27 protein-coding genes are annotated in these 24,102 nt (G+C 71.4%); 19 read left to right on the top strand and 8 right to left on the bottom strand.

The genetic code is table 11. The features are described from left to right. Window positions 1–53: 53 nt before the first annotated feature. From ACW9TB_RS28490 to ACW9TB_RS28480, 3 genes are read right to left on the bottom strand one after another with little or no spacing between them, the layout of a single operon-like run. Window positions 54–494, bottom strand: a complete 441-nt coding sequence (locus ACW9TB_RS28490) for a DJ-1/PfpI family protein (RefSeq protein ID WP_472751150.1) — start codon at window positions 492–494, stop codon at window positions 54–56. 35 nt (window positions 495–529) lie between these two features. Continuing rightward, on the bottom strand, window positions 530–1,003 hold the full coding sequence (locus ACW9TB_RS28485) for a GlcG/HbpS family heme-binding protein (protein ID WP_472751149.1): 474 nt from the start codon (window positions 1,001–1,003) through the stop codon (window positions 530–532). A gap of 25 nt (window positions 1,004–1,028) precedes the next feature. Further along, on the bottom strand, window positions 1,029–1,778 hold the full coding sequence (locus tag ACW9TB_RS28480; RefSeq protein WP_472751148.1) for an SDR family NAD(P)-dependent oxidoreductase: 750 nt from the start codon (window positions 1,776–1,778) through the stop codon (window positions 1,029–1,031). 197 nt (window positions 1,779–1,975) lie between these two features. On the opposite strand from ACW9TB_RS28480, the gene ACW9TB_RS28475 reads away from it, so the two are divergent. Further along, window positions 1,976–3,097: a C45 family autoproteolytic acyltransferase/hydolase gene (locus ACW9TB_RS28475; protein WP_472751147.1), complete on the top strand. Its 1,122-nt coding sequence runs from the start codon at window positions 1,976–1,978 to the stop codon at window positions 3,095–3,097. A gap of 97 nt (window positions 3,098–3,194) precedes the next feature. Further along, the gene (locus tag ACW9TB_RS28470; RefSeq protein ID WP_472751146.1) at window positions 3,195–3,887 is read left to right on the top strand and encodes a FadR/GntR family transcriptional regulator; all 693 of its coding nucleotides are present in this window, start codon (window positions 3,195–3,197) and stop codon (window positions 3,885–3,887) included. 193 nt (window positions 3,888–4,080) lie between these two features. Here ACW9TB_RS28470 and ACW9TB_RS28465 read toward each other — a convergent pair whose 3' ends face one another. Next, window positions 4,081–4,413 carry a hypothetical protein gene (locus tag ACW9TB_RS28465; protein ID WP_472751145.1) on the bottom strand — a complete coding sequence of 111 codons (333 nt, stop codon included), beginning with the start codon at window positions 4,411–4,413 and terminating at the stop codon, window positions 4,081–4,083. 16 nt (window positions 4,414–4,429) lie between these two features. Next, complete coding sequence (locus ACW9TB_RS28460) at window positions 4,430–4,732, bottom strand: hypothetical protein (protein ID WP_472751144.1); 303 nt, start codon at window positions 4,730–4,732, stop codon at window positions 4,430–4,432. Window positions 4,733–5,064: 332 nt separating this feature from the next. Between ACW9TB_RS28460 and ACW9TB_RS28455 the strand changes: the two genes are divergently transcribed. The 5 genes from ACW9TB_RS28455 (at window position 5,065) to ACW9TB_RS28435 (ending at window position 8,529) form a co-directional block, all read left to right on the top strand. Continuing rightward, on the top strand, window positions 5,065–6,366 hold the full coding sequence (locus ACW9TB_RS28455) for a helix-turn-helix domain-containing protein (RefSeq protein WP_472751143.1): 1,302 nt from the start codon (window positions 5,065–5,067) through the stop codon (window positions 6,364–6,366). 44 nt (window positions 6,367–6,410) lie between these two features. Beyond that, a complete protein-coding gene (locus ACW9TB_RS28450) occupies window positions 6,411–6,536 on the top strand; it encodes a hypothetical protein (protein WP_472751142.1) in 126 nt (41 codons plus the stop codon). 28 nt (window positions 6,537–6,564) lie between these two features. Continuing rightward, on the top strand, window positions 6,565–7,044 hold the full coding sequence (locus ACW9TB_RS28445) for a hypothetical protein (protein ID WP_472751141.1): 480 nt from the start codon (window positions 6,565–6,567) through the stop codon (window positions 7,042–7,044). Between the two features lie 113 nt (window positions 7,045–7,157). Further along, a complete protein-coding gene (locus tag ACW9TB_RS28440) occupies window positions 7,158–7,466 on the top strand; it encodes a 4a-hydroxytetrahydrobiopterin dehydratase (RefSeq protein WP_472751140.1) in 309 nt (102 codons plus the stop codon). Window positions 7,467–7,530: 64 nt separating this feature from the next. After that, the gene (locus tag ACW9TB_RS28435) at window positions 7,531–8,529 is read left to right on the top strand and encodes an ABC transporter substrate-binding protein (RefSeq protein WP_472751139.1); all 999 of its coding nucleotides are present in this window, start codon (window positions 7,531–7,533) and stop codon (window positions 8,527–8,529) included. Window positions 8,530–8,546: 17 nt separating this feature from the next. Here ACW9TB_RS28435 and ACW9TB_RS28430 read toward each other — a convergent pair whose 3' ends face one another. Together ACW9TB_RS28430 and ACW9TB_RS28425 are read right to left on the bottom strand one after the other, a co-directional pair. Continuing rightward, window positions 8,547–9,002, bottom strand: a complete 456-nt coding sequence (locus ACW9TB_RS28430) for an SRPBCC family protein (protein WP_472751138.1) — start codon at window positions 9,000–9,002, stop codon at window positions 8,547–8,549. Window positions 9,003–9,038: 36 nt separating this feature from the next. Beyond that, entirely contained in the window at window positions 9,039–9,359 is a 321-nt protein-coding gene (locus ACW9TB_RS28425) for an ArsR/SmtB family transcription factor (protein WP_472751137.1), read from the bottom strand. 101 nt (window positions 9,360–9,460) lie between these two features. Here ACW9TB_RS28425 and ACW9TB_RS28420 point away from each other — a divergent pair, with 101 nt between their 5' ends. From ACW9TB_RS28420 to ACW9TB_RS28410, 3 genes are all read left to right on the top strand, one after another. After that, window positions 9,461–10,228 (top strand): MerR family transcriptional regulator, encoded by a 768-nt coding sequence (locus ACW9TB_RS28420; protein WP_472751136.1) that lies wholly within the window; start codon window positions 9,461–9,463, stop codon window positions 10,226–10,228. Then, the gene (locus tag ACW9TB_RS28415) at window positions 10,228–11,070 is read left to right on the top strand and encodes a hypothetical protein (RefSeq protein ID WP_472751135.1); all 843 of its coding nucleotides are present in this window, start codon (window positions 10,228–10,230) and stop codon (window positions 11,068–11,070) included. Before ACW9TB_RS28420 ends, ACW9TB_RS28415 begins: the two co-directional genes overlap by 1 nt. Window positions 11,071–11,202: 132 nt before the next feature. Continuing rightward, complete coding sequence (locus tag ACW9TB_RS28410) at window positions 11,203–12,717, top strand: ricin-type beta-trefoil lectin domain protein (protein ID WP_472751134.1); 1,515 nt, start codon at window positions 11,203–11,205, stop codon at window positions 12,715–12,717. A 227-nt stretch (window positions 12,718–12,944) separates the two neighbouring features. Here ACW9TB_RS28410 and ACW9TB_RS28405 read toward each other — a convergent pair whose 3' ends face one another. Next, window positions 12,945–13,760, bottom strand: coding sequence for an NAD(P)H-binding protein (locus ACW9TB_RS28405; RefSeq protein WP_472751133.1), 816 nt, complete (start codon window positions 13,758–13,760; stop codon window positions 12,945–12,947). Window positions 13,761–13,983: 223 nt separating this feature from the next. Here ACW9TB_RS28405 and ACW9TB_RS28400 point away from each other — a divergent pair, with 223 nt between their 5' ends. The 9 genes from ACW9TB_RS28400 (at window position 13,984) to ACW9TB_RS28360 (ending at window position 23,900) form a co-directional block, all read left to right on the top strand. Then, on the top strand, window positions 13,984–14,895 hold the full coding sequence (locus ACW9TB_RS28400) for an AraC family transcriptional regulator (RefSeq protein WP_472751132.1): 912 nt from the start codon (window positions 13,984–13,986) through the stop codon (window positions 14,893–14,895). Between the two features lie 115 nt (window positions 14,896–15,010). Beyond that, window positions 15,011–15,763 carry a hypothetical protein gene (locus ACW9TB_RS28395; protein WP_472751131.1) on the top strand — a complete coding sequence of 251 codons (753 nt, stop codon included), beginning with the start codon at window positions 15,011–15,013 and terminating at the stop codon, window positions 15,761–15,763. Between the two features lie 23 nt (window positions 15,764–15,786). Continuing rightward, window positions 15,787–16,929 carry a sensor histidine kinase gene (locus ACW9TB_RS28390; RefSeq protein WP_472751130.1) on the top strand — a complete coding sequence of 381 codons (1,143 nt, stop codon included), beginning with the start codon at window positions 15,787–15,789 and terminating at the stop codon, window positions 16,927–16,929. Beyond that, entirely contained in the window at window positions 16,926–17,573 is a 648-nt protein-coding gene (locus tag ACW9TB_RS28385; RefSeq protein ID WP_472751219.1) for a response regulator, read from the top strand. Before ACW9TB_RS28390 ends, ACW9TB_RS28385 begins: the two co-directional genes overlap by 4 nt. A 141-nt stretch (window positions 17,574–17,714) precedes the next feature. After that, window positions 17,715–19,058, top strand: coding sequence for a purine-cytosine permease family protein (locus tag ACW9TB_RS28380; RefSeq protein WP_472751129.1), 1,344 nt, complete (start codon window positions 17,715–17,717; stop codon window positions 19,056–19,058). A gap of 11 nt (window positions 19,059–19,069) precedes the next feature. After that, the gene (locus ACW9TB_RS28375) at window positions 19,070–20,629 is read left to right on the top strand and encodes a hydantoinase/oxoprolinase N-terminal domain-containing protein (RefSeq protein ID WP_472751128.1); all 1,560 of its coding nucleotides are present in this window, start codon (window positions 19,070–19,072) and stop codon (window positions 20,627–20,629) included. After that, a complete protein-coding gene (locus ACW9TB_RS28370) occupies window positions 20,622–21,710 on the top strand; it encodes a DUF917 domain-containing protein (RefSeq protein ID WP_472751127.1) in 1,089 nt (362 codons plus the stop codon). The genes ACW9TB_RS28375 and ACW9TB_RS28370 overlap by 8 nt, the downstream gene beginning before the upstream one ends. Continuing rightward, window positions 21,707–22,810 carry a DUF917 domain-containing protein gene (locus ACW9TB_RS28365; protein WP_472751126.1) on the top strand — a complete coding sequence of 368 codons (1,104 nt, stop codon included), beginning with the start codon at window positions 21,707–21,709 and terminating at the stop codon, window positions 22,808–22,810. Before ACW9TB_RS28370 ends, ACW9TB_RS28365 begins: the two co-directional genes overlap by 4 nt. Window positions 22,811–22,814: 4 nt before the next feature. Next, entirely contained in the window at window positions 22,815–23,900 is a 1,086-nt protein-coding gene (locus ACW9TB_RS28360; protein WP_472751125.1) for a DUF917 domain-containing protein, read from the top strand. Window positions 23,901–24,102 lie beyond the last annotated feature (202 nt).

The following is a 24,102-nucleotide window of genomic DNA, read 5'->3' as shown; positions in this document are numbered from 1 at the left end:
CGCCCGGGCGACACGGTGACTCAGACGGATCGACGACAGGGGCGGGTGGGCGGTCAGGCGGGCACGGCGAGGGCGGCCCGTACCGCGCCGAAGAAGGTGGCGAGGTCGTCGGTGCCCTCGGCCCTGACGATCCGGTCGCCCGCCCCGGGCAGCGCCGCGCCGACGACCCCGGCCCCGTTGCCGACGGAGGCGACCAGCCCACCGGCCGCGTGCACCGCGGACACCAGGGCGATCTGCTCGGCAGAGGCGGCGGGCTCCTCACCCGGGGCCACTCCCGGGACGACGATCAGCCCGACGCCCGCCGGGTCGACGTCCGAGGGCGCGGTGTCCGGGACGACCGGGTAGCCGAGGATGCTCTCGCACCCCTCCGGCCCCGAGGCGACGATGTGAACGGTCGCGCCCTCCTCGCGGCCGCGCAGCACCGGATACCAGAAGTCGAGTTCCTGGTATCGGGGATAGGCGAGCACGACGACGTTCTGCTGGGCCAGTGACATGAACTCTCCCGGATGTTGTCTGGCTGCCTGGCAGGCTAGTTGGTGGGCTGAAGTGTGACAAGACCTGCTATTTCGTCCAGCGGACCGAGGCCGGCGCGCAGGCCCGCGACGGCACACGCCAGGTCGACCGGCGGCGCGGCGCCGCTCACCCCGATCCCGCCGACCAGCTGTCCACCGGCGCGTAACGGCAGGCCACCGGCGAGAATCATGATGCGCCCGCCGAGCGCGGAGGCGAGTCCCCAGTCGGCGCCGCCGGGCCGGGTCACCTCGCCCCACGCGTCGGTCCTGGCGTCGAACGCCGCCGCGGTGAACGCCTTGTCGATGGCGAGCTGCAGGGCAACCGGACCGGCTCCGTCCATCCGTACGGCCAAGAGCACCTGCCCGCCTCGGTCCACCACGGCGATGCCCATCGGCTTGCCCCGGCGCAGCGCCTCACTCTCGGCACCGGCCGCGAGCCGGCGGGCCAGCTCCAGCGACGGGGCGAACTCGGTACGCAGGTCTTCGGTCATCGCGCTCTCCGAACGGGAAGGGGGGTCAGGACGCGAGCAGGCCGCCGTCGACGACGACCGCCTGCCCGGTGAGATAGCGGGAGCCGGGCGAGACCAGGAACGTGATCACGTCGGCGACGTCCTCCGGCCGCCCCTGCGCGCCGAGCGGTATCCGCGACCGCAGGGCGTCGAGGGCGTTCTCCCGCCCGCCGACGCGCCGCCAGTACGGGTCGTTGAAGGGGGTGTCGATCCAGCCGGGGCAGACACAGGTGACGCAGGTCCCGTCCGGTCCCATCGCCACGGCGAGTGACCTGGTCAGCGCCACCAGGCCGCCCTTGGAGGCGGCGTAGGCGAACGACCCCCCGCCGCCGCGGAACGCGGCCGTCGACCCGGTCAGCACCACCCGGCCGTGCGGCGACGCGGCGAGGGCCGGTGCGGCGGCCTGCGCCACGAGGAAGGGGGCCCGCAGGTTGAGGGCCATCGTGCGGTCCCACTCGGCGACCGTGAAGTCGGGAAGCTCCGTCTCGACCAGCAGCCCGGCGCAGAACACGACGGCGTCGAGCCGGCCATGCGCGTCGAGCGCCTCGGCGACCGCCTGGCCGGGACCGTCCACGGTGGACAGGTCGCAGTAACCGGCCGTTCCCGAACCGGGATGGTGCGCCTGCGCCTGCACGACCTCCGCGGCGCCCGCCGGGTTGATGTCGGCCACGTGGACGTCTGCTCCCGTGGCGCGCAGCCGGGCCGCGGTGGCGGCACCGATGCCGCTGGCACCGCCGGCGATGAGAACGGATGTCACGTTTCTCCCTCCAACCTGTCTGACTGCCTGACATCATGACCCTAGATCTCGGCGTATGACAAGGCGTAATGCCCAGAAAAGCCATATTTGACACCCATAACCCCTGAGGTCACAATCAACATGTCCGGCAGCCAGGCATCCTGAATCCCTGCATGCAGGACGTACCGAAGCAGACACACGAGGGAGCGGTCTCTTCCATGCACCGCACGAGCGGCATCGCGTTCCCGGTGGTCCGCGTGACCGGACCCCCCGCCGAGCGGGGTCGGCAGTACGGCACCCAGGCCCGCGACGGAATCCGTCGCTCGCTCTCCGCCTACGAGCGGGTCTTCGAGCACTACGCGGGCTGGGACTGGGCCACCGTCCGGCGGCACGCCGGGCGCTTCGCCCCGATCGTCGATGACTTCTCCCCGGCCCTGCTCGCCGAGATGCGCGGCATCGCGACCGGCGCGGGCGTGGAGCTGGACGACGTCCTCGCCCTCAACACCCGCAGCGAGATCATGTTCTCCGCGAGCGGCCAGAAGGAGGGCGCGCCACCCATCCCGCACGAGTGCACCTCGTTCGCGCTGCTGCCGCACCGGTCGGCCACCCGCACCACGGTCATCGGCCAGAACTGGGACTGGCTGCTGCACGCCCAGGAGACCTCGACGGTCCTTGAGGTGACCCGCGACGACGGCCCGTCCTTCGTCACCCTGGTCGAGGCCGGGTTGCTGGCCAAGGTCGGCATGAACGAGACGGGACTCGGGCTGTGCACCAACACCCTGGTCAGCGACGGTGACGAGGGGCGTCCCGGCGTGCCGTACCACGTGCTGCTGCGGGCCGCGCTGGACAGCGAGTCCGCCCGCGCGGCGGCCGACGTCATCTCCTCCGCCGACCGGGCGCTGTCCGCCAACTACCTCCTCGCCGACGACACCGGCTTCGCCGTCGACCTGGAGACCGCGCCCCGCGCCGACGGCGTCCGCAGGCTGACCCCGCAGAACGGCCAGATCACCCACGCCAACCACTTCCGGTGCACCGACCTGACCGGCGAGGACCTGTACGCCCGGCGCAAACCACACACCGTCGCGCGGCTGCGCAACGTCACCGAGAGCCTGAACGCGGTGGGCAGCCTGTCGGTGGACGACCTGCGGACGGCACTCGCCGACCACAGGGACCACCCGTCAAGCGTCTGCCAGCACCCCAACGAGACGGTCCACGTCCGCGAACGCACCGCCACGATCGCGGGCGTCATCATGGACGTGTCCCGTCGCACCATGCATCTCGCCGCGGGGCGGCCCTGCGTGGCACGGTGGGAGACAAGACATTTGGCACCGAAGCCATGAACGCCGCGAACGGCGTGATTCCCCCACCGGCCGGCCAGCGGTGAGTACGATGGCCGATCGAGTCGATGTCTGGCAGCCTGGAAAGGAATTGTCCGGAATGAAGGTTGTCCCGGTCGCGCACCGGAGTGCGGCGGAGCACGTCCGCTCCCAGCTCATCGAGCTCATCGAGTCGAGATACTTCGCGGTCGACGACAGGCTGCCCTCCGAGGCGGACCTGGCCCAGTCGTTCGGGGTCAGCAGGTCGGTGATCAGGGAGGCGCTGCACAGCCTCAACGCCCTCGGCCTGACCAAGTCGTTCGCCGGCAAGGGCACGTTCGTCGCCGCCACCCAGGTGCAGTCGCAGCTGCTGATCGGGCGCTACCTGCCCGCCCAGCTCAACGAGGTACGCCGCCACCTTGAGGTGCCCGCCGCCCGGCTCGCCGCCGAGCGCCGCACCCAGGAGGACATCGACGGGCTGGCCGAGCTGATCGAGGAGTTCGACCGGACCGACGACCCGGCCGAGCGGATCAAGGTCGACGCCCGCTTCCACATCGGCATCGCCCAGGCGACCGGCAACCCGCTCTTCTCCCGGCTGGTGGAGGACCTCAGGGCCGTGCTCCAGGACCAGGCGCTCGCGGTCTCGGCCTCCCCCGGCCGCGCGGCCCAGGCCCGGGCCGAGCACCGCGCGATCTTCGAGGCCATCAGGGACGGGGACGCGGAGCTGGCCGACCTCTCGATGCGACGCCACCTCGCCGCGGTCGCCGCCGTCGCCGCCGCCTCCACCCCGAGCGGCCCCGACAGCGAGGGCTGAGCCCTTTTTCACCGGAGACTTCCCGAGCGCCTGAAGTCGCCGAAGAGTGGGCGGTGTTCCCGCCGAGAGGATGTGACGGGAACACCGCGACGACCGGCGGCTCCTTGCCCGAGGAGTCACCCGGTCGCGAATGGCCCCGCGAGCGGCCCCTGGTCGCGCACCACCGCTCGCGGGAGTCGGGCTGCCGCGCCGCTCACAGTGAGCTGTCCGGCTCCGTGTAGTGCTCCCCGAGCTGTTCCGCGATCCTGCGGGCGACCCGCGGCAGGTCGTCGGCCGGGGCGTGGTCGGCGGGCTCCTCCAGGTGGACGGTGCCCCAGCAGAAGAACATGCCCTCGCGGTCGGCCCAGACGGTCAGCGCGCCGGAGCCGACCACCAGGCGGGGCTGACCCTCGTCGTAGGCGATGGCCGGATAGATCCGGTGGGCGTGCAACTCGGTCCGCAGGCGCTGAAGAGCGGCGACGGCACCGGGCCGCCAGGTGGCCGCGCTGAGCCGGTCGCCCGCCGGTGTGCCGCAGGGCGGGATCACGTCCGCTTCCCTCCGATCAGCGCGGGACGACATGATCGGCCAGGATCACGTCGGCCAGCAACGGCAGCTCGCCTTCCAGCACACTGGTGGCGGGACGGGCGCGCAGGATCCGGTAGTGCCTGGCGAGCTGCTCGGCGGCGACGGCCAATGTCAGCTCGGAGCTGAGCAGCGGACTACCGAAGTCGCCACGCCCGGGGCCGGTCCACCAGAACCTCTCCCCGTCGGTGTAGGCCAGCAGCCCGTAGTGGACGGACAGGATGGCGTTGCCGGAGCGAAGCTCGTGGACATCGGCCGAGATGCCGTAGACGTCATCCAGCACAGCGGCCAAGTCCCCGGCACGCCGGACGGCGAGCGACCGCTCGGGCGGATCCGGCGGCGGAGTGACCGGCGGCCGGGTGTTCGCACTCGGGGATGGGTCGTCGTCGGCGCAACCGCTCATCATGGGCCGGTTGAGAACCGGAGCATTAAGGTCGTTCATGGGTCAGGAGAGCCTTCCTGATCAAGGGGCCCGTCCTGGCGCGCAATGCCATGGGCGGGCTTCGTCTTTTCCTGGTGACTCCATAAGAACGCTGCGTGATCGCATCACGACAGGGGATACTTTGGGCGGGGGCGGATATCCCCCTGTATCCCCTGTGCCCCCGAGGTGCGCGCATGAATGATCTTCCTGTGTGGGCTGTTCGATTGCGCGATGAGCGGCAATTGCGTGAATGGTCCTTAAAGGACATGGCCCGGCGGTTAATTGATGCGACAAGCGGTCGTACCAGGGCACACATGCCGACTCACGAGTCGTTGACCCGCATGGTCCGCACATGGGAGGCCGGTAAGCATCGGCCGAGCGAGCCTTACCCGCAGCTGCTCGCACAGGTCTTCGAGGTCGCCGAAGGAAAACTGTTCGCCGATCTGCCGGATGCCGCCGAATTGGCGAAATCATCCGAGGGTAGTCTCATCTGGAAGGCGCCAGATGGAGGCGACGACATGGAACGCCGACGACTTTTGCAGCTTGCCGCCGCCAGTGCCGGGATCGGGATACTCGGTGTTTCCGGTGAGCCGGTTCGCCAGCTTCTCGACCTGTCCCTCGACCATGGTTTCCGAAGCGGCGAGGAGTGGGAGATGTCCGCCGCTGACCACTTGTACGCGCTCCGCACCCGGCCTCCCGCACAGGTGGCGGCCGATCTCATCATCGACCTGCTCACGGTACGGCGGCAGATGGAGGTGTCATCTCCCACCGAGGTGACCGAGCTGCAACGGACCCTGGCCATGCTCGCCAGCATTCACGCCAACGCGTTGACCCGCCTGGGTGACCACGGAGCCGCCGTCCGGTGGTGGCGTACCGGACGAAGCGCGGCCGACGCCTCCGGGGATCAGGAACTGTGTCTGCTGGTTCGTGCCGAGGAGGCAGGCCACGGGCTCTACGGGCAGCGCGCCCCGGAGACGGTCATGCGCCTCGTCAACAACGCGGAGCAGATCGCCGGTGGTCCCTCTGTCGACCTGATGACCACCCGGGCGAAGGCCCTTTCCCTGCTCGGCGAACACGCCAAGGCGCGTGAGACGCTGGACGTCCTTGTCGGGCTGACGGAGAAGGGGGTTCGCGGGGATTCGCTCGGTTTCTGGAAAGAGAACCAGATCTACTTCGCGCAGAGCTGGGTCTATGCCGGTGCGGGTGATGAGGTCAGGGCGGGCGTGGCCCGGGAGAACGTGCTCAGGCTGACCAGTGACTACCAGTACCGGGCCAATGTCGCTCTGCACGAGGCACTCTGCACGGTCGTCCAGGGCGCCGTTGACGAGGGGGTCCGCCGGGCGGCGGCGGTGATAGATCCTCTCCCCGCCGCCTACCGCAGCAACCACATCATCGAGACCGGGCGCATGCTGCTGCGTGCCGTACCCCTCGACCAGCAGAACCGCCCGGCCATCGGCGAGTTTCGCGAAGTACTGGCGATCGAGGCCACGACGTAGTACCCAGTCGCAGAAGGGCGACGTCCCGCCGTACCGTCCTTGCCTTGGGTGAGATCCCCGTGGGGCGCCGTATCCCGAGCATGGTCGAGCCGCACGCGGAGATCGCGACGCGGCGAGACCCTGCGCTGGCTGGCCTGAGGGAGCACCTTCAGGAGACACTGGCGCGCTGAGAAGATCGCTGTCGATCAGGAGACGCTGATGGTGCGTATCGGTGTGACCGGGCACATGAACCTGACCCCGGAGACGGCTCGCCTCGTGTCCGACGCGCTTCGCTCGCACCTGGAAGCGGTGGCCGATGACGTGACCGGAGTGTCCTGTATCGCCCGTGGGGCCGACTCGCTGTTCGCCGAGGCCGTCCTACAGGCCGGTGGTGCGCTCGAAGTCGTCCTGCCGTCCCGGGACTACCGGGAGGCCAAGGTCAAGCCGGATCACGCCGAGCGGTTCGACCGGCTGCTGAGCAGGGCCGCCCGGGTCCGTGTCATGGATTTCGACCACGCGGGCCGGGACGCGTACGTCGCGGCCAACGAGGCGATGCTGGGTTCGGTCGACGAGCTCGTGGCGGTGTGGGACGGCGAGTCGCCTGTGGACGCGGGCGGGACGGCGGGAGCTGTCGCGGAGGCTCGGCGGCATGGTGTGCGGGTGGTCGTGATCTGGCCCGAGGGTGCCACCAGGGAGTGATCGGGCGCCGCTTTCACCATACGAGCCGGTACGGGGCCGGGTGGCGGCTCCGTTCCCGTACCGCTGGTTGACTGAGATCGTCTCTCGGTTCGCCCAACCCACTGGAGATGCCGATGACCCCTCAGCCGCTGTCCGAAGAGGAGATCGCCGCCCATCTGGCCGGGCTGCCGGGATGGGAGCGTGAGGATCACAGCATCGCTCGTACCTTCAGGCACACGTATCACGAGTGCGTACATCTGGCCGTGTACGTCGCGGCCAAGGCTCGCGAGATCGGCCATCACCCCGACATCCACATCACCTGGCAGCGGATCCGGTTCGTGATCACCACCCACGACGCCGGGAACCGCCTCACGGCCAAAGACGTCGAGCTTGCCCGTCACATCGACGCGATCGCCGCCGGTCACGGCGCCGAGGGGGTCTGATCGCACCGACACCGTCGATCATGGCCGCCGACAGCCACGAGTTTCGATACGAGGTGAGGATGCGGTGACGACACTCACCATCGGGGCCTGTCTGTCCCTCTCCGGCAGGCATGCCCGATTCGGCACACAGGCCCGTCTCGGCTTGGAGGTCTGGCACGCGTCGAACAGCGCGCTGGACCTGGTGATCCAGGACGACCGGAGCGACCCCGCTGTCCTGCGGGCGTCGCTCCGTGAGCTGTCGGATCGCTGCGACCTCCTGCTCGGCCCGTACTCGACCCAGCTGATGCGCGGGGCCGGTGACGTCGCCACCGAACTCGGCCGCCTGGTCTGGAACCACGGCGGGTCAGGTGACGACGTCGAGGCGGCCCACCCCGGACACGTCGTCTCGGTGCTCACGCCTACCAGCCGATACGCGGAACCGTTCCTGCGGCATCTGGCCGCCACCGATGCGCTCCCCGTACGAATCGTCTGCGGCAAGGGCGGTTTCGGCCGCCAGGTGGCCGCCGGTGCCGAGGTGATCGCGCGTTCCCTCGGTATCGAGACGGTCCGGTTCGGCCCCGGGGACGACCTCCCGCGAACAGCCGAAGGCGCTTGGGCGCTCCTCTGCGCCGGGGCCTTCGAAGAGGACGTCGAGACGATCAGACGGGCCAGGTCACTGCCCGCGCCACCGCAGACGGTGTGCGCGGTGGCGGCGGGCGTCCGCGAGTTCGGCCAGGCGCTCGACGACCCCTGCGGCGTCTACGGGGTCGGGCAGTGGTTCCCCGGCGCCGGAGACCCGGCCGAAATGGGCATCGGCGAACCTGACTTTCTCGCCGCTTACCAAGACCGCGCCGGGACGCTCCCCGACTATCCAGCCGTTCAGGCGGTGGCCGCCGCGATCATCGCGACCCACTGCGCGACGGCGACCGGCGACACGGGACGCGACGCCCTGTGGTCGGCCGCCGCGTCGCTGGAGACGACCACGCTGTTCGGGGCCTTCAAGATCGACCCCCACACCGGTACGCAACTCGGCCACCGATCGGCGCTCATCAGGTGGGAGTCCGGCGGGCCTGTGGCGGCCTGAGGCCCGGCAGGGAAAGGTCACGCGTCCGTGCGCCGTAGTTCGCCGTCCAGTGCGTCGAGCCAGTCGCCGGTGCCGCGTTCTCGCCACTCCGGCTTTTCGTGGCCGTCGAGGAAGGCGTCGTGCTCGGTGAGGACCAGCCGGGTGCCTTCGCCCTCGGGGACGAGCTCCACCGTGGTGAACGACACCGTGACCAGGTCGTCCCCCGAGGAGAGGGTCGAGGTGTAGACGATCCGCTCGTCCGGGACGATGTCCTGGTAGGAGGACTCGAACGTCATGCCGGGACCGTGTTCCGGGCCGCCTCGGTTGACCTCCTTGCCGCCGACCCGGAAGTCGAGGTCGTGTTTCCCGTCGGGGACGGCGAACCAGCGGGCCTTCGCCACGGGGTCGGCCCAGGCGGCGAACACCCGGGACGGCGGGACGGCGTACACCCGCTCCAGGGTGAATGTCGCATGCGTGACAGAACGATCGGTCATGGTCTTCTCCTTGTTCTGGGTTGTGGACATCCCGGCTCACTCGTTCAGGAGGTCGCCGAGCCGGTCGAGGCGGTGCTCCCAAATAGTGCGCTGCCCGGCGAGCCAGCCCTCGGCCGCCCGCAGCACGCCGGGCTCGATGTGACAGGTGCGGACCCTTCCGGCCTTCTCGGTCCTGACCAGGCCGCACGCCTCAAGCACCTGCAGGTGCTGCATCACCGCGGGCAGCGACATCGCCAGAGGCCGGGCCAGCTCGCTGACCGACGCGGGCCCGCGGACCAGCCGCTCGACCATCTCGCGCCGCGTCGCGTCCGCCAGCGCCTGGAACACCCGGTCCAGCGAAGCACCTTGGTTAAGCATGCTCTTAAGTATTACTCCGGAAGCGGCGAACAGTCAAGCATCTGCTTAAGTATTAATCGCTCGTTTGACCTTGCCGTAGCGTCAACGTTTCTAATGAAGGCATGCGGATCGGCGAGCTCGCCGCGCTGGTCGGGGTGTCCACCCGGACCGTGCGCCACTACCACCACCTGGACCTTCTTCCCGAACCCGTACGCCTGAGCAACGGCTACCGGGAGTACGGGCTACGCGACGCGGTCACCCTCTCCCGCGTGCGGCGGCTGGCCGAACTCGGCCTGTCGCTGGACGAGATCCGCGACGTCCTCGCCGACGACCGGGGCAAGGAGCTGCGCGAGGTGCTCCTGGAGCTGGACGCGGACCTGGCCAGGCAGCAGGAGGCGATCGGCGCCAGGCGGGTCCGGCTGGCCGCGCTGCTGGCGGAGGCGGACCCGCATCCCGACTCGGTGGTCTCCCCCGGCATGGCGGCGGTGCTCCGCGACCTCCCCGCCGAGGGGTCGAGGTTCGCCGAGATCGACCGCGAGCTGCTGGCGCTGGTGGACACCGTGGCCGACCCGGCGGGCCGGGCGCGGATGCTCGACCTGATGCGCCCGCTCACCGAGCCCGGCGCGCTCGCGCGGGGACACGACATCTACCGGCGGCTGGACGAGCTCGCGGACGCGGACCCCGGCGATCCCCGCGTCGCCGCGCTCGCCGCCGACCTCGTCGCCCACATCCCCGCCGAGATGGCCGAGGTGATGGTGGCGAACCTGACCTCCGACCCCGGCCACGACCCGGCGGAGGGGCGGTGGCTGGAGACGATGTACGCCGAGGTGTCCCCCGCCCAGGTCGAGGTGTTCCAGCTGGTCATGACGACACTCAAGGAGAGAACCTGATGCTCAGGGCCGCCCGTGCCGCACTGTTCGCCGTCATCCCCATGGAGCTGCTGCTCGTGGTCCTGCTCGTGTCGGGCGTTCCGCTGCCGGGGCCGGTGATCGTGGTGGCGGAGCTGGCCGTCGTGTCGGTGCTCGTCCTGGAGGCGGTGACCGCGTACCGGCTGTTCAGGGCCGAGCGGCGGGGCGGCGCCGACCGGCGGGCCGCGCTCGTGGCGACCTTCCGGCGCCTGGTGCCCGCGCAGGTGCGCAGGCTCGTGGGATTCGAGCTGAGGGGCCTGGCGAGCATCGCCCTGTGGATCGCGCGCCGCCGCGACGGCGTGCCGCCCGGCGCCGTCGCCGCGCCGTACGCGCGGGAGCAGGCGCCGATCCTGCTGGGGTTCCTGTTCGTGATGGTCGTGGAGACGGTGGGGATCGAGCTGCTGCTCCAGGCGCTCGGCGCGCCGTACGGGCTGCGCGTCGCGGTGCTGGTGCTCGACGTCTACGGGATCGTGTACGTGTTCATGCTCGGCGCGGCCAGCGTCACCCGGCCCCACGTCGTGACCGACGGGGAACTGCGCGTCCGCTCCGGCGTGCACTTCGACCTGCGCGTCCCCCGCGAGCTGATCTCCTCGGTGCGGCTGTCGCGCAACTACAACGAGAGCGGCACGATCACCCTGACGGGCTCGCGGCTCAGCGTGGCGGTGTCCTCCCAGACCAACGTGGTCGTCGAGCTGACCGAGCCGGTCACCGTGGTCCGTCCTCTTGGTAGCCGCGCCGAGGCCACCACGATCCGCTTCTTCACCAGCACCCCGGACGCCGTGCTGGACGCTCTGCGGCCCTCCCCGCACCCCAGCACCTCCTGACGCCAAACTTTCTGGTCAGGTTCAGTCAGATTCAGTCAGGGTCCGTATTGACTTCGAACGCGGTAAATGAAAAGTTTCTTTCGAGAGAGCGCTCTCACGCCTCGTCCACCCCCCAGCCCCCCAAGGACAGCCGTGAGATTAACCATGCTGACCAGCGTGGCGGTACTCGCCGCCTCGCTCGTCGTCCCGTCCGCGACCGCGCAGGCCGCCGTGGCGCCAGAACCCAGCCCCGACCCGTCCAGGACGGCCACCGCCGAACAGGCGATGCGGCGAGACCTCGGCCTGGACCCCACCCAGGCTCGCGTCCGCCAGGCCCACGAGGCCGGGGCGGCCGTGGTGGAGCGGCAGCTCCGCACCCGTCTCGCCGACCGGTTCGCCGGAGCGTGGTTCACCCCCGGCGAGGGACGGCTGAGCGTCGGCGTCCTGAACAGCGGAGACGCCGACGTCGTCCGGGCGTCGGGCGCACTGCCGGTGCTCGTACCCCGGAGCGAGAAACAGCTGGCCGCCACGAAGGCCACGCTCGACCGGGCCGCGGGCTCCGCGGGCAAGGACATCCACAGCTGGTATGTGGACGTCGCCGCGAACACCGTGGCGGTGTCGGCGGCCGACCGCGCCGCCGCCGAGCGCTTCGTCAAAGCGGGCGCCGTCGACGCCGCCGAGGTGCGGATCTCCGTCAGCCAGGCGCCCAAGCCCCTGTACGACATCCGCGGCGGCGACCAGTACGTCATCAACGGCAACACGCTCTGCTCGGTGGGCTTCGCGGTCAACAACGGCGGCTTCGTCACCGCCGGGCACTGCGGCGGCACCGGCAGCCCCACCCTCGGCTACAACAACGTCGCCCAGGGCAACTTCGCGGGCTCGTCGTTCCCCGGCAACGACTACGCCTGGGTCCGTACCAACGGCAACTGGACGCCCCGCCCGTGGGTCAACAACTACGGCGGCGGCAACGTCGCCGTGGCGGGATCCCAGGAGGCCGTGGTCGGCGCCTCCATCTGCCGCTCCGGACGCACCACCGGCTGGCGCTGCGGCGTCATCCAGGCCAAGAACGTGACCGTCAACTACTCCGGGTCGCTGGTCCACGGGCTCACCCAGACCAGCGCCTGCGCCGAGGGCGGCGACTCGGGCGGCGCTTGGATCACCGGTGACCAGGCCCAGGGCGTCACCTCCGGCGGCTCCGGCAACTGCTCGACCGGCGGCAACACCTTCTACCAGCCGGTCAACGAGATCCTCGGCGCGTACGGCCTGACCCTGACCACCACCGGAGGGGGCGGCGGCGGCCGGCTCATCGGCTGGCAGGACAAGTGCATCGACGTGCCCGGCAGCAACGGCGTCGCGGGCCAGCGCCTGCAGCTGTGGGACTGCAACGGCACCGCCGCGCAGAACTGGACGTGGCCCGGCGACGGCACCGTCCGCGCCTTCGGCCTCTGCATGGACGTGGCCTGGGGCTCCACCGCCAACGGCGCCGCCATCCAGCTCGCCACCTGCAGCGGCAACCCGGCGCAGCAGTTCGTCCTCAGCGGTGCCGGTGACCTGGTCAACCCGCAGGCCAACAAGTGCGTCGACGTCATCGGCTTCGGCGGCGGCGGCACGCCGCTGCAGCAGTGGGAGTGCAACGGCGGCGCCAACCAGAAGTGGCGGCGAGGCTGACCTTCCGTGAGACACCGTCGGGGCGGTGAGCGTCCTCGCCGCCCCGACCACCCGCGAGACCCCGTCGTCCTTACCGCCCCGACCGTACGCGAGACCCCGTCGGGGCGGTGAGCGTCCTCACCGCCCTGACCGTCCGTGAGACCCCGTCGTCCTTACCGCCCCGGCCGTCCCCCGTGACACGTCAGGGCGGTGGGCGCCCTCGCCGCCCCGGCGCTCTCAGCGAGGTGTCAGGACCAGGCGCCGGTGGCGGCGACCCTGTTCACGTAGTCCTCGAACGCGATCGGGGGCCGGCCGAGCACCCGCTCGACCCCGTCGACCGGCTTGGACGTGTGACCGGCGCGGTGCAGGGTGAACAGGGCGTCCAGCGCGTTGACCACGTCCACCGGGTACCCCTCGGCGAGCAGCGCGGCCCGGTAGGCCTCCGCGGTCAGCTCGACGTACTCGATGGACCGGCCCGCGGCCCGCGCGATGATCTCGACGGCCTCGCCGAAGGTCACCCCGCGCGGCCCCGACAGCTCGTACGTCCGCCCCGCGTGCCCGTCCTTCGTCAGTGCCGCCACCGCGACCGCGGCGACGTCCTCGACGTCGATGAACGTCTCGGGCATGTCGCCGATCGGCAACTCCAGCCTCCCCGCCCGCAGCGGCGCGTGCCACAGGTCCTCGTCGAAGTTCTGGTTGAAGTTGTTCGGCCGCAGGATCGTCCACTCCGCCCCCGAGTCGCGGACGGCCCGTTCGGCGGCGTCCATGCCCCGGCCGAAGTCCTCGCCGACCTGGTCCATGCCCCGGCCGGACAGCACCACGAAACGCCTGACGTCCGTGGCCCGCTTGACGAAGTCGTGGACCGGGGTGGGGTCGTCGGGTGCCACCAGGTACATCGCCTCGGCGCCTCGCAGCGCGTTGTCCCAGGTGGCGGGCTCCGACCAGTCGAAACGCACCTCGCTGGAACGGGACACGGGCCGTACCCGCTCCCCTGCCTCGCGCAGTTGCCGCACCACCCGGCGGCCGGTCTTGCCGGTCGCGCCCAGAATCAGGATCTCCTTCATGTCACAGAGCCAATCGTGCGGGGAGCCGCCCGCACATGGCCGGGCGTACGCGGCACCTGTCCGATCGTCCCGCCACCGTGACACCCCGGGCGTACACCACGCCCGCCTGATCCTCCCGTCACCGTGACACCCTGGGCTTACGTCGTATCTGTCAGATCGTCCCGTCATCGTGACGCCTTGAACGTATGCCGCATCTGTCAGGTCGTCCCGTTATCGTGGCGCTATGGACCCGTACGACGACCTGTTACGGAGTGTGCGCGGCGAGGGCTCCGTCTTCGGCGCGTCGGTACTGTCGCCGCCGTGGACGCTGAGGTTCGCCGACGGCCCCGCCCTGACGCTCGTCGCCCCCCTGCGCGGCGAGGGGTGGATCATCCGGGGAGACGACGCCCGGCAGGTACGGCAGGGCGAGGCGGCGATCGTGCGCGGGCCCGAGCCGTTCGTGGTCGCGGACACCGACACCCCGAGTCCGGCGCTGGACGTCCGCTGTGACGGCGCCGTCGCCGGGGATCTGACCGGCCGGACCATCCTGCTGGCCGGGTCGTACCGGGTCGGCGGCGAGGTGGCCCGCCGCCTGGTCCGGGTGCTTCCCCCCGTGCTCGTCGTACCGGACGATCATGACTGCAGCACCATGGGCGCCTACCTTGAGGCGCAGCTCCTCTCCGGTCGCCCGGGGCACCAGATCGTGCTGGACCGGCTGCTCGACTGGCTGCTGGTGTGCACGCTGCGTGACTGGTTCGACCGGCCGGAGGCGGTCAGTCCCGGCTGGTACGCCGCCCTGAGCGACGACGTGGCCGGACCGGCCCTGCGCGCCATCCACGACGACCCGTCCAGGCCGTGGACGCTCGCCTCCCTCGCCACCGCCGCGAGCGTCTCGCGCACCACCCTGGCCAAGCGGTTCACCGAGATCGTGGGCGAGCCGCCGATGACGTACCTGACGGAGTGGCGGATGGCACTGGCCGCCGACATGCTGACGGAACCCGCCGCGACGGTCGCCACGGTGGCGCGCCGGGTGGGATATTCCGACGCGTTCGGCTTCAGCTCGGCGTTCAAACGCGTCCTGGGCGTGAGCCCGAGCGCCTACCGCGGCGGCGACGGCGGCACTTCCCGGACCCGCGCCTCCCTGCGGAACGCCTGACGGGAACGCCTCTCCAAAGAGACGTCCGGCCGTATCCATCGGACGATGTGAGCCCGCCGCGCGCGCGGCGAGGATGCTCCGCATGACGACGGAAAGACGAGCCACCCCTGGACCTGTGCACCGTAACGTGTGGTTTCCCGGCCGCCTGATCGGAGGGGTGGCGCTCGTCGCCGGGCCGATCGTGTGGTTCGCGGGCCTGCTCCTGCGCCACCTGGTCCTTCACGCGGGGACCTTCACCTCCGAGGAGCTCGCCCGGTTCGGCGAGCAGCCGTTCGCCGCCCCCTCCCAGCTGGCCGCGTACGCGCGTGACCCGTCGCTGGTCACGGCCGGGTACGCCCTCTTCTGCGCGGGGGCCGTGCTGTTGTGTCCCGCGATCGTCACGCTCGCGCGCGTCGTCGCCACCCGGTGTCCGGGACTCGCGTCCTGGGGTGCCGGGCTCTTCGTCCTCGGCCTGTTCTCGCGGCTGTACTTCACCGGCGTCGAGCAGACCCTGTTCCAGCTGACCGGACCGCTGGGTCTCGGCCGGACGACCGGGCTGGCGATGGACCTGTACGTGGACATCTCGTACGGACCGTGGCTGGTTCCCGTCCTCTGCTCCGCCGGGGCGTACCCGGGGACGCTGCTCCTGGCCATGGGGGCCTACCTGTCGGGGACGTTCGGGCTGGTCCGGTGCCTTCTGGTGCTCGGGTGGGGGACGCTGTGGGGAGGAGTGCTCAAGGAGAGCCTTCTCACCGACGTCGTCGGGGCCGGTCTCGCCTGCCTCGTGTTCGTCCCCCTCGGGGTCCGGGTGCTGCGCGGCGGCCTTCCGGACGTCCGGACGTGGACGGAGCGGGCCGACCGCGTACCGCCTCGGCTCCTCAGCTGGTGACGGGCCGGTCTACCCTGGGTTCCGTGGTGGATGCGTCACGGGTGTGGTCGCCACGCGATCGCCTGGCCCCTCGCGTGCTGCCCCTCCTCGCCTTCTGCGCCGCGTTCTTCCCGGTCGTCAGCGGGTCCCGGTCGTACGTCCAGGACCTTCTGCGGCTGTCCCTGGTCCACGACTACACGCAGGCCACGGTGGTCGGGCTGCTGGCCGCGGCCGGGGCCGTGATGGCGCCGAGGCGGATGTGGCCGCTGCTGACGGTCACGGCCGTGGACGCGGCGACGCGGTCGCCCGGCCTCCTGGTGGCGGTGACCTCCTACGTCGTGGCGACGACCTACCGGCGCCGGCCCCATCTGACGATCTACGCGATGTCCGCGAGCCTCCTGTTCGTGGTGCCGCCGCCCGGGGTGGACCTGGCCTCCTCGCTCGGCGGCGTGGCCCTGTTCGTCTGGCTCCCGATGGCGCTCGGGCTGTGGGCCACCGCGCGCGGGCAGGTGCTGGAAGGGCTGCGCGAGCGGGCCGACCGGCTGGAGCGCGAGCAGTCCGCCCGTACCGAGCAGGCCCGCGCGCAGGAGCGGGCCCGGATCGCGAGGGACATGCACGACGTGGTGGCGCACCGCGTCTCGCTGATGGTGCTGCACGCGGGAGCGTTGGAGATCAACGCGGCGGAGCCGGGGACCGCGACGCGGGCGGAGCTCATCCGCACCACGGGAGTGGAGGCGCTCGCGCAGCTCAGAGCCGTCCTCGGGGTGCTGAACGAACACCCGCGACCCGGCGGGGAGCCCCTCGTCGAGCGGCCCGCGCTGGCGGATCTCGACCGGCTGCTCGACCGGTCCAGATCGGCCGGCGTTCCCGTCGACCGGCGGGACGAGGGTACGGCGCGCACGCTTCCCGCGATGGTGGAGCACGCCGCCTACCGCGTCGTACAGGAGGCGCTCACCAACGTCCACAAGCACGCGGGCACGGTCGCGACCCGGGTGACGCTGCGGTTCCTCCCCTCCGCGCTGGAGGTGACGATCGGCAGCGCCCCGGGGAACGGCGACCGCGTCCTGCCCGGTGGCGGGTTCGGCCTCGCCGGTCTGAGGGAGCGGGTCGAACTCCTGGACGGGGAGTTCACGGCCCGGCGGGAGGCGGACGGGGGTTTCACGGTGCGGGCATGGCTCCCGACGTGATCCGGGTTCTCGTCGTCGACGACGAGGCCCTCGTACGGGCCGGGCTCCGCATGATCCTGGAGGCGGCCGACGACATCGACGTCGTCGCCGAGGCGGAGAACGGGAGCCAGGCGGTGACCGCCGTCCTCGGACACCGGCCCCAGGTCGTGCTCATGGACGTCCGGATGCCCGGCATGGACGGCCTGTCCGCGCTGAAGGAGATCAACCGGTCGCCCGGCTCGTCGAAGGTGGTCATGCTGACCACCTTCGACCTCGACGACTACGTCCACGCCGCGCTGCGGCTGGGGGCGGCCGGCTTCCTGCTGAAGGACACCGCGCCTCGCGACCTGATCACGGCCGTCCGCACGGTGGCCGAGGGCAACGCCATACTCGCCCCGACGGTCACCAGGCGGCTGATCGACGCGTTCGCCGACCAGCGGTCACCGGACGTCCACGCCGCCCGGGAGCGGCTGGCCGTCCTCACCGGCAAGGAGAGACAGGTCGCCGGTGCCGTCGCCCGGGGGCTGGCCAACAACGAGATCGCCCGTGAGCTCGACATGAGCGAGACCACGGTCAAGGCCCACGTCAGCCGCTCGCTCGCCAAGCTCGGCCTGGCCAACCGCGTCCAGATCGCCCTCCTCGTCCGGGACTCCGGCTCCCGATGAACACGTCGTGCACCAGGCACAGCCTGCGGTAATCGCTTGTGCACCTGGCACCGTGACGGGTCCTGGGCCGCTTCCTACACTCGGCGCTACCACAGTCTGGCCACGGCCAGCAGGCGCTCCCCGCCCCCTTCGGAGGCAACCATGGCTTCTCTCGGTACCGACGACTACGCGATAGCCCGAGTCCCCGCCCGCGCCCGATACTCCTGGGTGTCCGTCGCGGTCCAGCGATTCGGCCAAATCTCCGCCCTCAGCCAGTTCCTGCTCGGCGCGACCCTCGGGTTCGGCATGGACTTCTGGGGTGCTTTCTGGGCTCTCACCTTCGGCGCGGTCATCCTTGAGGTCGTGGCCATCGCGCTGGGCGTGATCGGCATGCGGGAGGGGCTGACGACCTCCATCCTGGCCCGGTGGTGCGGCTTCGGCCAGGCGGGGGCCGCGCTGATCGGCCTGGCCATCGGGATCAGCCTGGTCGGCTGGTTCGGCATCCAGTCCGCGGTGTCGGCCGAGGGGCTGCACGAGCTGATCCCGGCGCTGCCGGTCTGGGCGTGGTCACTGCTGTTCGGGCTCGCGGTGACCGCCATCGTCGTCAAGGGCTTCCACTCGATGGCGTGGACCGCCTATCTCACGGTGCCCGCCTTCGTGCTGCTGGTCGCGTGGTCGGTCGGCACGGAACTGTCCAGGCACTCGCTGTCCGAGCTGGCCTCCACCGCCCCCGCGGGCCCGGCGCTCACACTCCTCCAGGGGACGACGCTGGTCGCGGGCGGGTTCATCGTGGGCGCGGTGATCACCCCCGACATGACCCGGTTCAACCGGTCGGTCGCCGACGTGGTCAAGCAGACCCTGCTGGGCATCACCCTCGGCGAGTACGTGATCGGCCTGATCGGGGTGCTGCTGGCACACGCGATCAAGTCGGCGAACATCATCACGATCGTCACCTCCACCGTCGGCTGGGTCGGGGTGCTGATCATCGTCGTCGGCACCCTGAAGATCAATGACTGGAACCTGTACTCCTCCGGCCTCGGCCTGGTGAACTTCGTCGGCTCCGTCTTCGGCCGGAAGGTCAACCGCGCGGTGGTGACGCTGGTCCTCGGCGTGGCGGGCAGCGTGCTGGCCGCGGCCGGAATCCTCGGCAGCTTCACCGACTTCCTGATGGTGCTCGGGGTCGCCTTCCCGCCCATCGCGGGCATCATGATCGCCGAGTACTTCGTGGTCAAAACCTGGCGCCGGGAGCTGGACGACACCAGGGCCTCGGGCGGGATACCGGCCCAGGCGCCGCGCTGGGTACCGGCCACCCTGGTGATCTGGCTCGTGGCGAGCCTGGTCGGGCAGTTCGTGACCTGGGGCCTGCCCAGCATCAACTCCCTGGTCGTCGCCTTCGTGCTGTACGCGGTCGCGGGCAGGCTCGGCCTGGTCCGGGGGTACGGCACCGCACACACCGAGACCGGCGACGAGGAGCCCGCCACGGCCCCCGCGCCGTCGGCCGCCTGAGAGGACCTGATATGCGGATCGGAATCGACGTCGGCGGCACCAACACCGACGCCGTGCTCATGGACGGGCAGAGCGTCCTGGCCGCGGTCAAGACCGCGACCACCCGCGACGTAACGAGTGGCATCACCACCGCGCTCGCCGAGCTGCAACGGCAGCGAGCCTTCGATCCCGTGCTGGTGGACGCGGTGATGATCGGCACCACGCACTTCATCAACGCCCTGGTCGAGGCGGACAGGCTGGCGCCGACGGCCGCCGTCCGCCTCGGTCTCCCCGCGACGGCGTCGCTGCCGCCCATGGTCGACTGGCCGGAACGGCTGGTGACGGCCATCTCCGGCCGGGCCTACCTGTGCCACGGAGGGCACGAGTTCGACGGACGCCACATCTCGGAACTGCGCGAGGACGAGATCCGGCAGGTCGCCGAGGACCTGCACCGGCACGGCATCCGCAGCGTCGCGATCTCCAGCGTCTTCTCCCCCGTCAACGCCGAGTTCGAGCAGCGCGCCGCCGACATCCTCGGCGAGCAGCTGCCGGGACTCGCCGTGTCCCTGTCGGCGGAGGTCGGCCGGATGGGACTGCTGGAGCGGGAGAACGCCACCATCATCAACGCCTCCCTCCGCGAGCTGGCCACCCAGATCGTGGACGGGCTGGCGGCCTCCCTTGAGGGGGCGGGCATCCACGCGCCGCTCTACCTCAGCCAGAACGACGGCACCCTGATGGACGTCGACTTCGCCCGCCGCTACCCGGTGGCCACGTTCGCCTCGGGCCCGACCAACTCGATGCGCGGCGCGGCGTTCCTGTCGGGCGTGGAGACCTGCGCGGTCGTCGACGTGGGCGGCACGACCAGCGACATCGGCGTACTGCGGCACGGTTTCCCCCGGGAGGCCACCACCGAGGTGAGCGTCGCCGGAATCCGTACCAACTTCCGGATGCCCGACGTGCTGAGCCTCGGCATCGGCGGGGGCAGCCGGGTACGGGAGGAGGACGGCGCGGTGACGGTGGGGCCCGACTCGGTCGGCTACCGCCTCTCCGAGGAGGGGCTGGTCTTCGGGGGGTCCACGCTCACCGCCACCGACGTGGCGGTCGCGGCCGGCCGCGCCGCGATCGGCGACCCCGGCGCGGTACGGAAACTGGACCCCTCGCTGGTGAGGGCTGCGCTGGAGCGGATCGCCCGCGACATCGCCGACTCCATCGAGCGCATCCGCACCTCCCCCGACCCGCTGCCCGTGGTCGCGGTCGGCGGCGGGTCGATCCTGCTGCCGGACGAGTTCGGCGGGTCGGGGCCCGTACACCGGCCCGAGCACTTCGCGGTGGCCAACGCGATCGGCGCGGCCATCGCGCAGATCGGCGGGGAGGTCGACCGGATCTTCCCGGTGGAGCCGGGACAGCGGCAGGCCGTACTGGACGACGCCAAACAGGAGGCGGTGGACAGGGCGATCGCCTCGGGTGCCAAACCGGGCAGCGTCCGGGTCGTCGAGGTGGACGAGGTGCCCCTCGCCTACCTGCCGGGGAACGCCACGCGGATCCGCGTCAAGGCGGTCGGGGACCTGAGGCTGGAGGCCGGCCGTGGCTGAGCGACTGATCACCGAGGCCGACCTGGACGACCTGGCGGCCGGTGCCGCCATCCTCGGCACCGGCGGTGGCGGGGATCCGCACATCGGCCGGTTGCTGGCGCACGCGGCGATCCGGGCCAACGGCCCGGCCAGGCTGGTCCCGCTGGAGGCGCTGCCCGACGACGCGGTCACCATCGTGGTCGCCATGATGGGCGCCCCGACGGTGATGCTGGAGAAGGTGCCCTCCGCCGAGCAGGCCGCCCTCGCGGTGCGGGCGCTCGCCACCTACGTGGGCAAGTCCCCGACACACCTGGTGTGCGCGGAGGCGGGCGGCGTCAACGCGCTGGTGCCGCTGGTGGCCGCCGCCGAACTCGGGCTGCCCGTGGTCGACGCCGACGGGATGGGACGCGCCTTCCCCGAACTGCAGATGGTGGTGCCCACGCTGTACGGGCTGGCCGCCACCCCGATGTCGATCGCCGACGAGAAGGGCAACCGGGGGATCTTCGACACGGTGGACAACCACTGGGCCGAACGGCTGGCCCGGTCGGCCACGATCGACATGGGCTGCTCGGCGATGATCGGCCTCTTCCCGATGGCCGGCGCGCAGGCACGCGAGGCGCTCGTCCCCGGCACCCTGTCCCTCTGCGGCGAGCTGGGCAGGACCGTCCGCGAGGCCCGCGCCGCGCACCGCGACCCGGTCGCGGCGGTCGTCGCCCGGCTGGGCGGGGCCGAGCTGTTCGGCGGCAAGGTGGTGGACGTCAGCCGCCGCACCGAGGGCGGGTTCGCCCGTGGCGAGGCCGTCCTGGAGGGGTACGGGGACCGGCAGGGGGAGGGGATGATCCTGCGGTTCCAGAACGAGAACCTCGTCGCGGTCCGCGACGGGACCGTGGTGGCGACCGTCCCCGACCTGATCTGCGTGCTCGACGCCGAGACCGGCGCCGCCGTCACCACCGAGACGCTGCGCTACGGGCACCGGGTGCGGGTCATCGCGGCGCCCTGCGATCCGCGCTGGCACACCCCCGCCGGGCTTGAACTGGTCGGCCCCCGCTACTTCGGCTACGACCACGACACCGTCCGCGTCGAGCCGGGGGGGCCCGCGTGAGCTACACGATCGACCGCCGCGACCTGGCCGACCTCGCGCGCGGGGCGGCGCTGCTCGGCACCGGGGGCGGCGGTGACCCCCACATCGGGCGGCTGCTGGTGGACCAGGCGCTGCGCACCGGGCCAGGGACGATCACCGTGCTCGATCCCGGCGAGCTCGGCGACGACGACCTGGTCATCCCGACCGCGCAGATGGGCGCCCCGACGGTGATGGTGGAGAAGATCCCCCGGGGTGACGAGGCGGTGACGGCGCTGCGGGCGCTGGAAAGGCACCTGGGGCGGCGTGCCGACGCGACGATGCCGATCGAGTGCGGGGGCATCAACTCGATGATGCCGCTCCTGGTCGCGGCCCAGACCGGGCTGCCCGTGGTCGACGCCGACGGGATGGGACGGGCCTTCCCCGAGCTGCAGATGGAGACGTTCTCGGTGTACGGCGTACCGGGGTCCCCCCTCGCCCTGGCGGGCGAGAACGGCGAGACCGTGATCGTCGACACCGGCGCCGACAACAAGCGCATGGAATGGCTCGCCCGCGGGCTCGCGATCAGGCTGGGCGGGGTCGCGCACATCGCCGAGTACGCGATGAGCGGCGCGGACGTCAAGCGCACCGCGGTCCCGAACACGCTCAGCCTCGGGCTGCGGATCGGCCGCGCGCTGCGTACCGCGCGTGACGAGCACCGCGACCCGGTGTCCGCGCTCGCCGACACCATGGCCGGCACGCTGTACGACAAGGTCCGGGTCCTGTTCCACGGCAAGGTCGTGGACGTCGAACGGCGTACGGTCGCCGGTTTCGCCCGCGGGCGGGCCGCGCTGGCCGCGTTCGACGGGGACGGTGAGCTGGAGCTGGTCTTCCAGAACGAGAACCTGGTGGCGCGGGTCGACGGGGAGGTGCGGTGCGTGGTCCCCGACCTGATCTGCGTGCTGGAGGCCGACACCGGCGAACCGATCACGACCGAGGGGCTGAGGTACGGGCAGCGGGCCGTCGTCGTCGGCATCAGCACCCCCGGCCTGATGCGCACCCCGGAGGCCCTCGCGGTGTTCGGCCCGGGGGCGTTCGGTCTCGACGTGCGGTTCCGCCCGGTAGAGGATCTCGTGTCACTCTGAGTACATGCCTATCCGCTGTCTCGGCGAACCGGACATCGATCACCTCGCACGCGGGGTGACGCTGCTCGGTTCCGGCGGCGGCGGGCAGACCGAGACGGCGGCCAGGCTGCTGCGGCGGAGCCTCGGGACCGGCCGGATCGAGCTGCTGGGCCGCGACGAGCTCGACGGGGGCCACGTGGTGCCGGTCGGGCTCGTCGGGGCGGTGTCGGTGTTCACCGAGAGGCTGCCCTCCGGCGGGGAGTGGGCGCCGGTGCTCGCCGCGATCGTGGAGCGGACGGGAATCGCCCCGGCCGGGCTGATCCCGATCGAGACGGGCGGGATCAACGGGATCGTGGTCTTCGTCGCCGCCGTCGAGCTGGGCCTCCCGGTGATCGACGCGGATCTACAGGGCCGGGCGCTGCCGCGCCTCGACCAGATGTCGGTGGCCGCGCTCGGCGAACCGCTCACCCCGCTGGCCATCGGCGACGCCGGTGGCCGACTGCTCGTACTGGACGGCCTGTCCCCGGCGGCGGCCGAGCGGATCGTACGGTCGGCGCTCAGCGAGTTCGGCGGGTGGGCGGCGATCGCGATGCGCCCGCTGCCGGTGGCGTCGCTGGACCGCCTGACCATCCTCGGCTCGCTCGGCCGGGCCCTGCGGCTCGGGGCCCGGCACGCCGCCTGGACCAGGACCGCCGACCCGCGCGAGGTCGCGGCGTCGCTCGGCGCCCGCGTCCTGGTCTCCGGCCGTGTCATCGAGGTGGTCCGGTACCGGGCAGAAGCGGGGTTCGGACGCGGCTCGGTGATCATCCGGGCGGACCGCGGGAACAGCCTCGTCCGGCTGGAGATGGAGAACGAGTATCTGCTCGCCCTCGTCGACGGCAGGCCCGTGGCGTCCACCCCGGACATCCTGTGCGTCGTCGACCGTGCCAGCGGGCTGCCCGTCTCCTGCGACACGGTGCGCGGCGGCGCCGAGGTCGTCGCGCTGCACCTTCCCGGGCCTCCGTTCTGGTGGCGTCCCGAGGTGGTGGCCGCCGTCGCTCCACGCGCCTTCGGACTGGACATCGAGCCGATCCCACCCGACTCACCCGACTCACCCGGGGAACAGCCATGACCGGGCCCACCGCCGGGCCCATCGCCCCGACACCCTCCACGGGCACCGTTACCGAGCCCACCTTCCCGGCAACCCCCGTGAACACCGCCGGGTCCACTCTCCCGACACCCCCCACGGGCACCGTTACCGAGCCCACCTTCCCGGCAACCCCCGTGAACACCGCCGGGTCCACTCTCCCGACACCCCCCACGGGCACCGTTAC

It is taken from the genome of Streptosporangium sp. H13245 (assembly GCF_055690525.1).
This window is presented reverse-complemented; position numbering and strand designations above follow the sequence as displayed.